Annotated in this window: 13 protein-coding genes and 4 pseudogenes; 6 read left to right on the plus strand and 11 right to left on the minus strand. The window is 66.5% G+C overall.

Annotated elements, in window-relative coordinates; all coding sequences use genetic code 11:
- Window positions 1-127: 127 nt before the first annotated feature.
- The 6 genes and pseudogenes from DS843_RS28435 to DS843_RS28460 all read right to left on the minus strand — a co-directional run.
- Window positions 128-304, minus strand: a pseudogene (locus DS843_RS28435) (ATPase); the annotation flags it as partial.
- A pseudogene (istA, locus tag DS843_RS28440) lies at window positions 291-1811 on the minus strand (IS21 family transposase). The pseudogenes istA and DS843_RS28435, both read right to left, overlap by 14 nt.
- Window positions 1812-2051: 240 nt before the next feature.
- Window positions 2052-2240, minus strand: a complete 189-nt coding sequence (locus DS843_RS28445) for a hypothetical protein (protein ID WP_149472193.1) — start codon at window positions 2238-2240, stop codon at window positions 2052-2054.
- Between the two features lie 200 nt (window positions 2241-2440).
- Window positions 2441-2833 carry a nucleoside diphosphate kinase regulator gene (rnk, locus tag DS843_RS28450; protein WP_149472194.1) on the minus strand — a complete coding sequence of 131 codons (393 nt, stop codon included), beginning with the start codon at window positions 2831-2833 and terminating at the stop codon, window positions 2441-2443.
- A gap of 76 nt (window positions 2834-2909) precedes the next feature.
- Window positions 2910-3125, minus strand: coding sequence for a hypothetical protein (locus tag DS843_RS28455; protein WP_149472195.1), 216 nt, complete (start codon window positions 3123-3125; stop codon window positions 2910-2912).
- 427 nt (window positions 3126-3552) lie between these two features.
- The gene (locus tag DS843_RS28460; RefSeq protein WP_149472196.1) at window positions 3553-3894 is read right to left on the minus strand and encodes a hypothetical protein; all 342 of its coding nucleotides are present in this window, start codon (window positions 3892-3894) and stop codon (window positions 3553-3555) included.
- Window positions 3895-4018: 124 nt separating this feature from the next.
- On the opposite strand from DS843_RS28460, the gene DS843_RS28465 reads away from it, so the two are divergent.
- The 4 genes from DS843_RS28465 to DS843_RS28480 all read left to right on the plus strand — a co-directional run bounded on the left by DS843_RS28465 (window position 4019) and on the right by DS843_RS28480 (window position 9060).
- Window positions 4019-4330 (plus strand): helix-turn-helix domain-containing protein, encoded by a 312-nt coding sequence (locus DS843_RS28465; protein WP_149472197.1) that lies wholly within the window; start codon window positions 4019-4021, stop codon window positions 4328-4330.
- A 33-nt stretch (window positions 4331-4363) separates the two neighbouring features.
- Window positions 4364-6100 (plus strand): SulP family inorganic anion transporter, encoded by a 1737-nt coding sequence (locus tag DS843_RS28470; RefSeq protein WP_149472198.1) that lies wholly within the window; start codon window positions 4364-4366, stop codon window positions 6098-6100.
- Between the two features lie 321 nt (window positions 6101-6421).
- The gene (locus DS843_RS28475; protein WP_286192378.1) at window positions 6422-7894 is read left to right on the plus strand and encodes a sensor domain-containing diguanylate cyclase; all 1473 of its coding nucleotides are present in this window, start codon (window positions 6422-6424) and stop codon (window positions 7892-7894) included.
- Between the two features lie 197 nt (window positions 7895-8091).
- Complete coding sequence (locus tag DS843_RS28480; RefSeq protein ID WP_149472200.1) at window positions 8092-9060, plus strand: IS5 family transposase; 969 nt, start codon at window positions 8092-8094, stop codon at window positions 9058-9060.
- A gap of 201 nt (window positions 9061-9261) precedes the next feature.
- On the opposite strand, the gene DS843_RS28485 is transcribed toward DS843_RS28480, so the two are convergent.
- The 3 genes from DS843_RS28485 to DS843_RS28495 all read right to left on the minus strand — a co-directional run bounded on the left by DS843_RS28485 (window position 9262) and on the right by DS843_RS28495 (window position 11572).
- The gene (locus tag DS843_RS28485; RefSeq protein ID WP_149472201.1) at window positions 9262-10056 is read right to left on the minus strand and encodes a hypothetical protein; all 795 of its coding nucleotides are present in this window, start codon (window positions 10054-10056) and stop codon (window positions 9262-9264) included.
- A gap of 124 nt (window positions 10057-10180) precedes the next feature.
- Window positions 10181-11257, minus strand: a complete 1077-nt coding sequence (locus DS843_RS28490; protein ID WP_149472202.1) for a CsgG/HfaB family protein — start codon at window positions 11255-11257, stop codon at window positions 10181-10183.
- Between the two features lie 3 nt (window positions 11258-11260).
- The gene (locus DS843_RS28495) at window positions 11261-11572 is read right to left on the minus strand and encodes a hypothetical protein (RefSeq protein WP_149472203.1); all 312 of its coding nucleotides are present in this window, start codon (window positions 11570-11572) and stop codon (window positions 11261-11263) included.
- A gap of 367 nt (window positions 11573-11939) precedes the next feature.
- Here DS843_RS28495 and DS843_RS28500 point away from each other — a divergent pair, with 367 nt between their 5' ends.
- Window positions 11940-12422, plus strand: a complete 483-nt coding sequence (locus DS843_RS28500) for a hypothetical protein (protein ID WP_149472204.1) — start codon at window positions 11940-11942, stop codon at window positions 12420-12422.
- Between the two features lie 49 nt (window positions 12423-12471).
- Here the strand turns inward: DS843_RS28500 and DS843_RS28505 are convergent.
- Window positions 12472-12944: pseudogene (locus DS843_RS28505) on the minus strand (transposase); the annotation flags it as partial.
- Window positions 12945-13069: 125 nt separating this feature from the next.
- On the opposite strand from DS843_RS28505, the pseudogene DS843_RS28510 reads away from it, so the two are divergent.
- Window positions 13070-14706: pseudogene (locus DS843_RS28510) on the plus strand (ISL3 family transposase); the annotation flags it as partial.
- A 49-nt stretch (window positions 14707-14755) separates the two neighbouring features.
- Here the strand turns inward: DS843_RS28510 and DS843_RS28515 are convergent.
- On the minus strand, window positions 14756-15274 hold the full coding sequence (locus DS843_RS28515) for a MobA/MobL family protein (protein ID WP_167525516.1): 519 nt from the start codon (window positions 15272-15274) through the stop codon (window positions 14756-14758).
- Between the last annotated feature and the right edge of the window lie 95 nt (window positions 15275-15369).

Consider the following 15369-nt stretch of genomic DNA (forward strand, 5'->3'; position numbering starts at 1 on the left):
ATCAACATGATTGCGCCAATAGCTCTCCAGATCCTGACCCGACATCCTCTTACCCCGCTGAGCTGCGACCAGCGGAATATTTCATGAACCACGATCACGTCGGATGTGTCGTCACACAACGCTTACGCTGGTAACGGATCGAGCGCGCCTGCTTCTCCGCCCGCTCCACCGCCAGCAGATCGCCCAGGATCTGCTGGACGGTGTGCTGCCGCTTCAGCCCGTCGCTCATCACCTCGTCGTAGGCGGCGCGCATGCCGGCCAAGCTGAGCTCGGCCATCAGCGCCATCAGCTCATGCCGTTCCATGGCAGCCCTCCCGCACCGCGCGCAGGCGGTCGTAGCGCCCGCAGTCGGCGGCCGGCTCGATGGACAGCGTCAACGCCGTCGGCACCGCCATGGCCGGTGCCGGTGTGACGTCGTGGCGCCGGGCGAGGATGTTCAGGATCACGTCCCGGCTGTGCGTGCCGTTCGCCAGTGCCTCGCGGCAGGCGACCTCCACCGCCTCCAGGCCATCGGTGAGGATGGCGGCGAGCACGCCAACGAACTGCCGTTCAGCGTCGTCGCCACGGCCCAGGCGGGTCCGCACCGTCGCCAGGGCTGGCGGCAAATCCCAGTCCCGGAACGGCGCCCCGTTGCGCAGCGCCCCCGGTTTGCGGACGAGAACCGGCAGGTAGTGCAGCGGATTGTAGCGCGTGTGGCCGTGCCCGAAAGCTCGTGGGTGCTCGGCGACGATCGCGCCGTTGAACCACACCACGATCCGTGTCGCGTAGGCGCGGACCTGCACCGGCTTGCCGGCGGCGACCGCGGCCACGCTGTAGCGGTTGCGGTCGAAGTGGATGAGGCAGGTTTTCGAGGCGCTGAGCGTGGCCTCGTAGAAGCCGTCGAAAGAATCGCCCACGGTGATCAGCACCGACCGCTCCGCCTGGAACACCTCATACACCGTCCGGCTCTTATCCTCCGGATGCGACGTCTGTTGGGCCCAGACGATCACCTCGTCGTGCAGGCGGTCGTTCACCTCCTCCAGCGTCTTGGCGCGCAGGCGCGGCGTGAACAGCCGCTGGCGCAAGGTGCCGACCTGGTTCTCGACTTGGCCCTTCTCCCAGCCCGACGCCGGGGTGCAGGCCACAGGCTCGACCAAGTAATGCGAGCACATCTGGGCGAAGCGGCGGTTGAAGCGGCGCTCCTTGCCGACGAACACGGCGTCCACCGCCGTCTTCATGTTGTCGTAGATGCCGCGCTCTCACAGGCCGCCGTAGAACGCCGCAGCGCGGGCATGAGCGTCGAACACCATCTCCTGGCTCTGGCGCGGGTAGACCGCCACGAACGGCATGCGGCTGTGGCACGGGCGGACATGAGCCACCTGCACCTTGGTCGTCACCCCGTCCAGGATGATCCACTCCTCCGCTCAGTCGAACTGGTACGCCTCGGCGGGGGCGAAGGTGAGCGGCACGTAGGCGTTCACCGGCCCGCCCGGCGGCTGGCGCAGCTTGAAGCGTTTGATGTAGCGCCACACCGTGTCGTAGCCGCCCTGGAACCCGGCGTCCTGCAGCCGCCTAAAGATCCCCAGATAATCGAGCCGGTCACGCACCGGCCGCCGCTCGTTCTCCGTGATCAGCCGTTCCAGCTCCTCCTGGAACCCAGCCAACTTCGGAAGCGGCTGGTGCTGGCGTTCGTAGCGCGGCGCCGTCTCGCCCGAGCGCAGGTATTTCGTCACCGTCTCCCGCGACACCTTCAGCGACCGGGCAATGGCCCGGATGCTTTTCCCCTTCGCGTGCTCGCGTCGTATCCGTGCGATCGTCTCCACCGTCAACATCCCTGTCCGCCACCCTGTCGTCCAAACCCAGGGTGGTAGTCTGCCAGATCAGGGGTGGCTGGTTATTGGACGCCGATCACCCCTGAAACTGGCCAAGTGTTACAGGCCGATGCACAGCGGTAAATTGACTTCGGGCAAGCGCCCCCGTTCGGCGCGGTCGGCAGACCTGCGGAGAGCCAAATGCCCTCAGGCCCCCAAGGACTCCCAATCCCGTGATGGTAGGAGCGACAACGCCCATGCTCACAGCGGGATGCGGACGACAATCTCCCGGTAGGGCACAGACGGACGGCCGCCCGCATCGTACCCAAGCAGCCCGGCCCATTCCAGGGCAGCTGTTCGTGCGCAGGCCGGAGCGCAGGATGGGGTGGTGCGCAGCTGCCGCAGCACCGCAAGGTGATCGTCGGTCAACAGCCTCAGCAGGTCGGCCAAGGACATGAACATTCTGCGGGAGACAGCGACGGCCTCGCCCCGCTCCCTGCACCGGGCGGTGCCCGGCATGCCCCCGTCGGCAGCGATGACCGTCCCCTCGACAATGATCTCCAGAGTGCCAAGACCGGAGGCAGCAGACGCATCCACCCCACTGGACCCGGCCCGCTCACCGCCTGTGGGCGATGAGGAATGCCGCGCCCTCATTGTTCCACCTCCAGCACGGTCAGCGTCTTGGCCTCGCCCGAACGCGTGTACCAGCAGATCGAATGGCCTTCGGCGACACCGATGAGCGCGGCGCCGATCGGCGTCAGGACCGACACCTTTCCCGCGGCCAGGTCGGCCTCCGATGGATAGACGAGGGTAACGGTCCGAACCCGTCCGGTCGCCTCGTTGCGGAAGGTGACACACGCGTTCATCATAACCACGGTCGGCATGACCTCGCCAGACCGCACCACCGTCGCCCGCTCGAGTTCCGCGCCCAGATAGTCGGAGACGTCGGGTTCCGATGCTGCGGAAACGGCCACAAGACCGAGCAGGCGGACGTAATCATCGGATGACAGCGTGACAGCCGGAAACAGGTCGGGAGAGGGCATGGTTCTATCCTTTCATGCGTGGACCGGAATATTCCATGGCGAGGTGGGGGATACTCCCCACCCGCCAAGGACCGTGTCACGCGGCAGGCGGCGAGGTGTCGTCGCCGCCGTCCTGCGGGCGAGGCTGGGAAGCAGTCCGCCGCTGCAGCCATTGTTTGAACGGCACGACCTGGGATGCGCGGGTCTCGGCTTCGGCAGGGCGGTTCGGCGGCGTCACGTCACGCTCCGTCATCATCGGATCACCTCCAAAGTCGACGTCCAAGGCCGCGATGGCGGCCTCGACGGCGGTCAACAGGAACGAGCCAGAGGGTCTGCCCGCATGGAACGCGGTTCTCCCCCAACTGCGGCGATGTCGGGAATGTGGAGCCCCGGTTCCGGACCGGGACGCTGCCTAGCGGTCCAGAACCGGGGCGGACGTGCCTGCATGCACGCAACCAGCGCGCAAAAGAGGACGGTTCTGGAGGGCGACGATCATCATGGCAACTCCGATCATGGCCGATGCCGGGCCCAGTAGCAAGCTGGTGTTGCCGGGCTTACCCGTCAGCGTTGGCCTCCACCGGACGGAGCATCCACCCCGACTTGGAAACGATGTCCGTATCCGAGCGGTCGGCGCCAGACGTCCTGGGCGCACAGGCATTGGCCAATCGACGGCGCTCTTCCGCCCCCGCTCTCAACACGCCCATGCCCAGGCGAGCGCGTCCAGCAGGGTCATCGCGCCCTTACAGGCGTACCGCACACGCGGGGAGCAGGTGTTGCCGGGCTTTGAAAATCCTCTGTGAATTCCAGGCGATGCGAAAGACGTCGAAGGCCGTCTCACCCCGGAACCGTTCCAACGCGGCATGGAACAGCGGGTGGATTTTCCGGCGGCCCAGGTCCGCCGCAGGAATTTCCGTCGCTGCCAACCGGCCAGCAAGCAGGAGGAAGGATACATTTTTCTCGGGCGAACGTGCGAGGTCCGAACTTGCGTGCGAGACGCGAAGAGCAAGAGGCTCTATTGCCCGCTCCGTCTTGGAGAACGTATCGGGGGCAGGCCACATCGTGAGCCCGGCACGTTCCTGCATTCCCTCCGGCGTCGGACCACGTGCTCTCAAAGGTGCTATTCTGGAATCGCATTTATGATGCCCTATACATCATCTTTGCGGTGCAGTAGAGTATCTGAGACAAGAAATACATGAAGGCTGGACCATGATCACGGGGCCGCAGATGAGAGCCGCCCGGGCGCTGCTCGGCATCGACCAGAAAACCCTGGCCGAGGCGGCTGGCGTGTCCCTGCCGACCATCCAGCGCATGGAGGCGAGCGAGGGCAACGTCCGCGGCGTCGTCGACACTCTGGTCAAGGTCGTCAACGCGCTCGATGCCGCCGGAATCGAACTGATCGGAGAGAACTCTCCAAGCCAGGGCAGCGGCCGCGGCGTCCGCTTCAAGAGCGCAGCCGGAGCGCCCGCTGCCGAACCGACCGAACCACGCTCCACCAAACGCACGACCGCAGGCCGATAGCCTTCTCGCTCCGCCTGCACGGGAGATGAGATCATGACGGGAGCCGCAGCCAAGCTCTCACCCCAGTGGCACCTGTTCGTGCCCAAGCTGATCACTGTGCTCCGCCAGGGCTACGGCCCGGCCGACCTGCGCAACGACGTCATCGCCGGGCTGACCGTCGCCATCGTCGCCCTGCCCTTGGCCATGGCCCTGGCCATCGCCTCGGGAACCACCCCCGACAAGGGCCTCACCACGGCCATCGTTGCGGGCTTCCTGATCTCCGCGCTGGGCGGCAGCCGCTTCCAGATCGGCGGCCCCACCGGTGCCTTCGTCGTGGTCGTCTTCAACGTCATCGCGCAGCACGGCTTCGACGGGCTGGTGGTCGCCACGCTGATGGCCGGAGCAATATTGGTCGCCGCGGGTCTGCTGCGGCTCGGCACCTGGGTGAAGTACATTCCTCAGCCGGTCATCACCGGCTTCACCGCGGGCATCGCCGTCATTATCTTCTCCAGCCAGGTGAAGGATCTGCTCGGCCTCGGCATGGTCACCGTGCCCGCCGAATTCCTCGAGAAGTGGACGGCCTTCTGGGAACACCGGCACACCGTCGACCCGGCCACGGTTGCGGTCGCCGCCGGATCGCTGGCCATCATCATCGGGTTGCGCCGCTTCGCCCCGCGCGTACCCGGCTTCCTGGTCGCCGTTTGTGCCGGTGCTCTGGCCGTCTGGGCCCTGGCATTGCCGGTCGACACCATCGGCTCTCGCTTCGGTGGCATCCCAAACTCACTGCCGGTCCCCGCCTGGCCCGACCTGTCCTGGGGGCGCGTCACCGCCCTGCTGCCGAGCGCTTTCACAATCGCCTTTCTGGCGGGCGTGGAATCCCTGCTCTCCGCCGTGGTCGCCGACGGCATGACCGGGCGCCGTCACCGCTCGAACTGCGAGCTCGTTGCCCAAGGATTCGCCAACCTCGCCTCAGCCCTGTTCGGCGGCCTGCCCGCGACCGGCGCCATCGCGCGCACGGTGACCAACATCCGCTCCGGCGCGCGGTCCCCGCTCGCGGGCATGCTGCACGCCGCCTTCCTGCTCGTCTTCATGCTTGCTCTGGCGCCCCTGGCTTCGTTCGTGCCCCTGGCAAGCCTGGCCGCCGTACTGGTCGTGGTGGCCTGGAACATGAGCGAGGTCGAGCGGTTCCGCCATCTCATGACGGCACCACTGTCGGACCGCGTCGCCCTGCTGCTGACCTTTGCCCTGACCGTGCTGGTCGATCTGACGGTGGCCATCGAGGTTGGTGTGGTGGTGGCCGCGATGGCCTTCATGCACCGCATGGCGCAGGCGGTGGAGATCCAAAGCCATGTCAAGCTCCTCGACGAGGACGCCGATGACTTCGCACGCCCGGCCAGCGACGTTTACCAGCCGCAGGCCGACCTCCCCGACGGAGTCGTTGTATTCCAGATCAATGGCCCCTTCTTCTTCGGTGTCGCCAACCGACTGAGCGACGTGCTCGACCAAGTCGGGCGCCCGCCCAAAGTTCTGATCCTGCGCATGCGCGACGTGCCTTTGATCGACGCGACCGGAGTGGGCGCCCTGACCGAACTGATCGACCACTGCCGCCGCGAGGGCACGTTGGTGGTCCTTTCCGGCGTGCAGAAGCAGCCGCAGCGGGTCCTGGACGCCATGGGGCTGAAGAACGCCCCCAACATCATCTTCGCCGCCAACCTGGACGCGGCGGTCGGCATCGCCCGCCATCGGGCCACCCAGAAGCCGCACATGGCGCCGCCGGTGCATGCCCGCTGACGGGCTCCACACAAGCGTGCCGAGGCCACATCGCGCCCCCTCCCCCGACGACGCCGGAGGCGGAATCATGCCCAAACGCCGATGTTCGTCAGGCAGCTGCGGTGGTCATCAAACTCCCTCCCCGGCGGGAGAGTGCAAAACCTCATGTGGCTAGGGGGCGGCTTGCCCGACATCCCACCGTATTCAGGTGCCGCATCGACTCACAAAGCCTATTCGTATATTAGGACCATGGTTCAATTAAGAGACGACATGCAGCCCACGCCGAGATGCCGCCCGCGATGGGCATCGATCGTAGCGCCGCTTGGGGTCGCTGGCCTCTTGGTGGCCGGGCTGTGGGGCAACCTCCTGCACGGCTACCAGCGCGACCGGGGACAGACCCGGCACGAAGCCGAGGTGACCGCCACCAACCTCGCCCGCGCCTTCGACGAGCACGTCGTGCGGACGGTCCAGCACATCGACACGCTCCTGCTGCATCTGCGGCTCGAATATCAGCGCGCCCCGGACCGCTTCCACGACCGGCGCGACGACGTGTTCTGGAACACCTATGGCGGCGAGTTCATGCAGGTCGGCATCATCGACCGGGACGGCATGCTCCTCTACAGCAACCTGTCGCGGACGAGCCACCCGGTAGACCTCAGCGACCGCGAGCATTTCCGCGTCCACCAGGACAGCGGCGAGGATAAGCTCTTCATCAGCAAGCCGGTGTTCGGGCGCGTTTCCCAAAAGTGGTCCATCCAGTTCACCCGCCGCCGGACGGCGCCGGACGGCACATTCGATGGCGTGCTGGTCATCTCGGTCGACCCGGCGTATTTCTCGGGCTTCTACGAGACCATTGACATCGGTGCCAAGGGCGCGATCACGCTGCTCGGAACGGATGGCGTCATCCGGGCCAGGGCGGCGCGGATCGTGCCCAGCGTTGACCCGGTCGGGTCCTCCTTGCCCAAGGAGCGGCCGTTTTTTGATCCGAAGCAGCCGGATGCCGCGGGCTACGGGGCAACCAGCGCCGTCGACGGCATGGTGCGGATCGGAGCCTATCGCCGCCTCAGGGCCTTTCCACTGATCGTGCTCGTTCTGCTCGCGGAAGAGGATGTCTTCGCCGGAGCCGAAGAGCGGCATTCCGTTATGGTATCGGTTGGCGGGCTGGTGTCGGCGCTGCTGTTCGGAAGCGCCATGGGCATCGCTTGGCTTCTTGATCGGGAGCGCCGCTACCGCACCGAATTGGAACAGGCCAACAGCGAATTGCGCTACCTGGCTGACACCGATGTCCTGACGGGGGCGAAGAACCGCCGAGCCTTCACGGCACTGGCCGAGGTGGAAATCGCCCGCCATCACCGGCACGAGCGGCCACTGTCGATCATCATGATGGACCTTGACCACTTCAAGGAGGTCAACGACGGCCATGGCCATGCGGCCGGAGACGCCGTGCTCAGCGAGGTGGTCCGGCGATGCCGGGGCAGTCTGCGTTGCCACGACGTCATCGGGCGGCTGGGCGGAGAGGAATTCGCCATCCTGCTGCCTGAGACCGGGCTTGCCCAAGCGCATGACATCGCGGAGCGCCTACGACGGGCCATCGCCGCCGGTCTCATTCTCATCCCGGAGGGGAAAACCCTCCAGGTCACGGCGAGCATGGGGGTCACAGCGCTGTGCGCAAGCGATCACCTTGATGCCCTTCTTCATCGTGCCGACCAGGCGCTGTACCAAGCGAAGGACCGCGGCCGCAATCGCAGCGTCGCCGCCGGTGGGGACGTTGCCCCCGCCGGGTGGTGTACGCCCGACGGATGGTGCCGTTTGTAGAAGGATACGGTGCGTCGAGGTCAGTCCTCCGGCCTTCTCCGGACCCAATCAACCTGCAGAAGGGCGTCTGGGCAACCGTTACGGTAGTCTGGCCACTCTCGTCTATGATGCGATTCGGTGGGTCCACTCGGCAGCGTGTTGCACGGATGGGCGTGCCGGCGTAGGCAAAGGCCCCGTCCTCGCCTCGGTCCCGTCCCTTGCCGCACAAAGCGAACGCCGCCCGTCGTCATCATATTCCCCGACCCAAGCGGCGGGTGAAGAATTGGAGCGAATACGATGCCGCGCTGCGCCAGCGTGGCAGCCTGACCGTCTGGGTCACCGAGGCGGCGATCGCGCACTGGAAGGCAACGCCCCGGACCACGCCGGGCGGGCAGCCCGCCTACTCCGACCTCGCCATCACGACGGCGCTGATGCTGCGTACGGTGTTTCATCTGGCGCTGCGCCAGACCGAAGGCCTGATCGGCTCCATTCTCCATCTGCTCGGGCTTGACCTGCGGGTGCCCGATCACACCACCATCGCCCGGCGCGCCCGAACCGTCCCACTGCCCGCTCAGCCACGCTCACCCAACGGTCCCGTCCACCTGCTGGTGGACAGCACCGGGCTGAAGCTGTGCGGGCCGGGGGAATGGCTGATCGAGAAACACGGCACCAAGAAACGGCGGTCCTGGAAGAAGCTGCACATCAGGGTGGACGCGGCGAGCGGCCGGATCGTCGCCGCCACGCTGACCGACCGCGCGGTGGACGATGCCGCCCAGGTCGGCCTGTTGCTCGATCAGATCGGCGAACCGGTGGCCTCCGTCATGGGGGACGGCGCTTATGACCGGACCGCGGCCTACGCGGCCGTGCACGAACGCCATCCCGAGGCCACCGTGGTGGCACCGCCTCGCGCCGACGCCGTGCCCGGCGCCACGGCCGACACCGCCCCCACCCAGCGCGACCGTCACATCAAAACGATCGCTGAGGCGGGGCGAATGGGGTGGCAGTGCAGCAGCGGGTACAACACACGGGCCCGGGTGGAGGGCCAGATCGGCCGCTGGAAGCAGGTCATCAGACCGGCCCTGCGCTTTCATACCGATGCCGCCCAGGCCACCGAGGTCACCATTGCTTCCGAGGTGCTCAACCGCATGCTCGACCTGGGACGCCCAGAGTCCGTCCGCGTCGCCTGAGCAAGGGAAGGGGAAAGGGGCCCTTTCAAACTGCGCCACCTCCGTGCAACACGCTGGGGTTGCGACCGCTGCGGCGCGAAACAGTCAGGGAATGCGGGTTCTCTGCGTGTCGGGTCAGTTGCCGTGACAATGACTCTTTGATGGGTCCTTACGGGAAAACGGGCGGACCCGTAGGCCCGCCCTTTTCGCGTGACGCCCTGGTTACGGCGACGGCAGGGTGAAGATGTTGGCGACGTTCGCCGCGGTCTGGCGGACATGGTCCACGGCACCCTGCCCGACGATGCTGTTGATGCCGATCTGCGGCGCGTTGGCGACCTGCGACATGGACGCGAAGTTCGTGCTGGCGAGCAGCGCGACGTTGGCGGTGTTGGCGATCTGCTGGCCGAAGTCGGTGACCGGGCCGTCCGTCCACTGGTTCCCGCTGCCGGTGTACTTGACGGTGTTGGTCGCGTACTGGCCGCTGCCGGCCAGGGTCTGGGACAGCGTCTGCAGGTTGGTCGCGTCCACGATGTTGGCCATGTTGCGGATCGACTGCGGATAGACCGGGGCTTCGGCGGTCACGATGCCCGGCACGCCGCCGTCGATCTTCTGGCCGAATTCCACGTAGTTCGAGCCGTTCTGGTACCCGTGGGCGGCCTGGGTGACGTTGCCCATGCTGTCGGCCAGGGCGACGTTCAGCGTGTTGGCGATGCTCTGAGTGCTGTTGTTCCACATGCCGTAGGTGGTGTCGTAGAAGTTGCTTCCCTGCTGCAACGCGCTGCCGCTGGCGTATTGGTTGACGTTGCCCACCGACTGCTTGGTGTCCTCCACCGTCGCCGCGACCACGTTCGCGGTGTTGGTGATCTCCTGCTTCACCGGGCCGTCCCCGTTGTGGTTCAGGGTGATGCTGTTCTTCAGATCCTGGACGTTGAGGTAATCCTGGCTGATGTTGCCGGCGGCGAAGGCCGATGACGACAGGGCGATCACGGCAGCGGTCGCAAGAACGAACGTCTTCATGCGTTTTCTCCAGTGAAGGGTGCGCAGCACCAGGGGTTGCCGGTCCCGGATCGGTCCGGGACCGCTGTTGCCTCCGCCCGCGGGGCGCGGGCCCGAGGATGAGGGTGTTCGGGAGGAAGAGAGATCAGAGGGCGCCGGGCGGGTCGCAGATCATGCGGCCGCCGGCGTAGCGGCAATTGCCGCCGTCCGCCGGACGCCCGAGCGACGGCAGGCCATCGGCTTTCGGGCTGGGATCGGCGGGTGTCTTGTTGAGCGGTTCTCCGGCGTCGGACGCCGGAGTTTGAGCGGATGCCTGTATCGCCCGCACCGCCGCCAGATCGGCCAGCTCCGCCTCGCGGCGCTCGCGCGCCGCCTGCGTCAGCAGATGGTCGCAGGCCATCCCCGTGCGGTAGATGTCCGACACGATGTCGTAGGCGGCGGACTCGATGGCCCAGCGGACGGCGCCCTGCAGGGGCTCGGTCGGCTGCTCGCCGATCGAAACGTCGAACAGCACGTCCCCGGCGAAGGCGCCGCCCTTCACGCCCAGATCGAAGAAGCGGAACAGGTTGGCCGAGGTCTCGTAGCCGATGGCCTGCTTGCGCCAGGATTTCGCGTAGACGATGCGCGAGGTCCGGGTGTCCGTGACCGCAAGGTCGAGCCCGATCTGCACGGCATAGGACTTGGCGCCTCCGCCGATGCCGCCGACCGTCACCGAAGCCGCGCTGTTGACCACCTTGAAGTCCAGCTCGCTGATCGCGCCCGTGATGTAGTGGGTCGATCCCAGAAGGGTTCCCTTCGCGACCGGGCGGAACGCCACGGTCTGGTTGCCCACCGTGACGGGGCGGCCTTCACCCAGACGCTGCTGCAGCGATTGGGCGAGTTCGAATTCGGCGATGGCGGTGGTGGAGCGGTTGACCTGGGCCGTCCCGGCCTGCGCCAGGGCGCTGATCATCATGTGCGTGGCACCCTGCGTCATGTAGGCGCCGATGTCCTGATAGTTGAAGCGTCCCGTGCGGTCCGGAATGTCGCCCACGGCGAGACGCACATCCAGGGGCCCCCGCGGCTGGTGCGCCAGACAGCGCAGCGCGCCGGTGATGGGGGTCGATGTCTTCACCGGGATCGGCCCGGTGAGGAGCTTGGCCGGTTCCTCGCCCATCGGGGGCGTGACGGCGCAGCCGGCGAGGAGGAGCGCGGCAGCGGCGGCGCACAGCAGGGAGCGCATGCGTCACCTCGCCATGCCGTTCTGGACGCCCTGCGTCGCAGAACTGGCCTGATTTGTATTCAGATTCAGATAGTTGTTGTTGCCGGACTGATTGAGGAATATGACGTTGTTGTAGTTCTGTCCGGCCTGCATCATTTGCTTTTGCAGAACAAGCTGCTCTCTTTGAATGGAAAGAGCTTCGAGCTGCGACTTGGCAATCCGCTCCTGCGGATTACCAAGTTGTATGCCTTTGATATCGTTGAAATCCGCATAACAAGTCACGCTTGATGCCGCCCATATGGCAGCCGCCATTGACAGGAGAATGCTGGTCCGCACGGCCAGGCTCCTTCTTTACATGATGTGAAGTGATTTTTTCAGGATCGTCTGATGAAAAAATATTGCTTAGATAACGAAACCAAAGAAACGGCGCATTTGAATAAAAACCGGAGGCGAAGGGGTTTGCTATTTCTGATCTCGGGAACACACCTTCCGGTCGTGGCGGGTGGTACCTAGATTTCAGGCGGCGCCAGGAAGCCCGCAAGCCGGGGGCGCCTCACAATTCTTCGGAGACGCCCCTTTAGAGGCACACCGCCTTTGGATAGGACAATGCGCCGTCCACCCCCCTTGCCGGATTGCCCGGGGGATCGGAAAACGGCTCAATGGCGGTGTCCACCATCGGATTTCAAACCGGAAAGGAGCGTCCATGCGCCATTCCGTCCTCACGCTCGCCGCCGCGGCCTGCCTGGGCTTGGCGAGCACACCCGCCGCTGCCGCCAATGCCGCCAATGCCGCCGGTCCGGCTGCCTTTCTGAACCTTTCCGGCCCAGCACTCTCGCCCTACCTCAATGTTCCGGCGCGTCCGTCCGGTGGTGGCTGGATCGTGCCGGGAAATGGGGGAGAAGCGGTCGTCTTCGTGCCCCCGGTGGTGTGGGGGGCTGGTTCATCCCTTCGGAGCGGCAGAGCCTCGTTTCCTCTCTCCCACCCCTTCGGCCCCTCCGGCCCTGCGCAAGCCGCCTGCCCGGGGATCTGCCTGGACGGTTTCGGGTTGCACGATGGCGGAAACCTGATCGCCGCCAGACTGGCCCAATGGCGGAACGGCGGGGTGCTGACACTGGAACGGACCAACGGCGGCGCCATCCGGTCCCTTGTCGTGCCGGCGCGGGCGCTTCGGACGACGGTGCGTTAGCTCTGTAGCGGCAAGCGCGGCATCGCTCGGCTTCGGCAATTGATGCGCCAACCTCGGCCAGAAGCTGCCGGTTGGCAGCGGCCCGGCCGCTTTCCGGCCGCCCACGCCACGCGTAGTACCCACTGGCGGACACCCCGAGCACCGTGCACATGAGCCGGACGGGGAACTCGTCCCGGTGGTCTTCGACGAAACGGAACCTCATCTCGGCGCTTCCGAGAAGATGCTGATTGCCTTTTCTAAAATGTCGCGTTCCTGCCGGGCGCGCTCGAGCTCGCGCCGTAGCCGCGCGATCTCCGCCGTCTGCTCGTCCGGGGTGGCCGGCGTGGCGGCGCCGGGCACGGCTGGAGCGCCAGACCGCGAGCGCGGTGGCTGGCCTTGGGCCGCCCGGCGCCAATTCCGCAGCACGGATGGCTGAAGGCCCAACTCCCGCGCCACATGCTCCAGGGGACGGCCGCTGCCGTCAAGCAGGGCAACGGCCTCACGCTTGAACTCGTCCGTGAAGGACCGTCTCATCTTCGCCATCAGACACCTTCCCGCTCCCGTCGGAGCTTAGCAGAGGTGTCCACCGAACCGGCTCTTGCGCACTTTGCGTGGATGGTCCGGGTTGCGGTGGCGAGCAGACCGGGGATTGCCCACATGGAAGGAGCATGCAAAAGTTCTCTTTCCTTCCGGGCTGCCGCGTGCTTCAGATCGAGCGCGGCAGCCGCGGCTCCCTTGTCATTCTCGTAGATAGTCGCCGAGGCAGTGCCCGCTGCCCGCACTGTGGCGCCGTCAGCCGCGTGGTTCACAGCCGGTACCGGCGATCTCCTGCCGACCTCCCGGCCTTCGGGCATGAACTCCGTGTTGCCTTGCTGGTCCGGCGGTTCTATTGCCGGCAAGCGACCTGCCCCAAACGCACGTTCGCCGAGCGCTTTGCAGGCGCTGTGGCCCCTTACGCCCGACGCACCCGGCGGCTGACCAAGGCACTGGGCCGGGTCGGGATCGCTCTTGGTGGCGCTGCGGGGGCGCGGCTCGCCCGCGGGCTTGGGATGCCAGTCAGCAGGGACACCCTGCTACGCGTTATCCGGGCATTGCCCTTGCCGGCCGTTGAACCGCCACGCGTCGTCGGCGTGGATGATTGGGCGCTGCGCGAAGGGCGGACCTATGGCACCATCCTGGTCGACCTGGAACGTCGTCGTGTCCTCGACCTTCTGGCTGATCGATCCGCCAACACCGTTGCGGGCTGGTTGCCGACCACCCCGGCATCGCCGTGGTGGCGCGGGATCGCTCCACCGAATACTCTCGTGCCGCCACCAACGGCGCTGGTCAAGCGACCCAGGTTGCCGACCGATGGCACCTGCTCGCCAATACCCGCCAGATGCTTGAACGCTGGCTCTTCGCCGTCCATGGTCGCCTTCGCCGGTTGCCGCCGGTCCACACCGACGCGTCGGCCATCGCACCCCGACGCACCCGAGCCTTCTCGCGCCCGCGTGCCGAGAGAGTGGCGAGCGTTGCAAGCCACGAGCGGTGGGTGGCCGTCTACAAAGAGGTCCGGTGCCGCCATGCCGCCGGCGAGACGCTGCTGAGCATTGCCCGGTCGATGGGCCTGGCGCGGGCAACGGTTCGCAAGTACGTACAAGCGCAAAGCTTTCCGGAACGCGCCCTGCGGGCTCCAGGGCCGAGCGCGTTGGACCCCTTCATCCCGCATTTGGCGGCGCGTGTGGCCGCAGGCTGCGAGAATGGAATGGAACTGTGGCGTGAGGTTCATGTGCTGGGCTATCCCGGCCGGGCAAAGGCGGTGCATCTCTGGCTGCAACAGCACCGAAGCGTCCCGGCGAAGACGACGCCCCACCGCTGGCGCAAGGGGGCATCAACCCCATCGGGCCGCCCACCAGCTCTCTTGTCGCCCAAGCGTTTGGCCTGGGCTCTGGTAAAGCCGGCCGAAGCGCGCGGCGACGAGGAGGCCGCGGCCGTTGCCCAGGCCGAACAAGACGCCGAAACGGCAACAGTGGCCGGCCTCGCACGCCGTTTCACGGCGCTCGTACGTTCGGCATGTCCGGCAGTGGAAACCGGCCAAGCTGCCGCCGGACTGGACGCTTGGCTCACCACAGCCGGCTCCTGCGGTATTGCGGCGGTTCAGACGTTCGCTGCCGGCTTGCAGCAGGATGGTGCCGCGGTCCGGGCGGCATTCACCCTGCCATGGAGCAGCGGGCAGGCTGAGGGGCAGATCAACCGCCTCAAACTGCTCAAGCGTCAGATGTACGGCAGAGCCAGCCTGGATCTGCTCCGGAGACGAACCCTCCTGGCGGCGCGATCCACGCAAAGTGCGCAAGAACCACCAAACCGGGGCAAGATCAGTCGGCGGCTTCCGGAATCCGCGGATCGAGCGGCTTGCCGTACAGGTGGATTGCCGTATCGACCACCAGCCCGCGTGCCACCAGGTGCCGATCGACGAAGCCGTTCAGATGGCGGATCGACAGATCGATCGGAACGGTGCGGCTGAGCGCGGCCTCATAACGCAGAGCCAAGGCAGCGTCGCGCCGGCGTTCGCTGGCTTCCATCCGCCCCCACAGCGTCGAACGCTGCCGGCACCAGGCTGGCGCATCCGGCGGGTGACGGATTTCGCTCGCGTAGACGCCCCTCTTGCCGGAGTAGTCGAAGACCGTGTCCGGGCCGAGGGATAGGCCCTGCTTCATCGCCATGGCCCGCACCGCCGGATTGATCGCCTCACAGCTGCCCGCCTGGTAGGCCGCGGCGGCTAGCACGCACCGGAACCGCTCGCCCGACTGATACGCGGCGGCGCCACCGGCGGTGGTCAATGGCGAGCGGGTCACGAAGGACTGCTTGATGCGGAAAAAGCCCAGATCGTCCACGCCCGCAGCGCCTCCACGCCGGTCGCGATGATCGGGGCGGCGCCATCGGGCCGCCCCAGGCGTTCCGGCCCCGGCCGGAATGCCTAACTGCACCA

Source organism: Roseomonas genomospecies 6 (assembly GCF_008365375.1).
Taxonomy (GTDB): domain Bacteria; phylum Pseudomonadota; class Alphaproteobacteria; order Azospirillales; family Azospirillaceae; genus Azospirillum.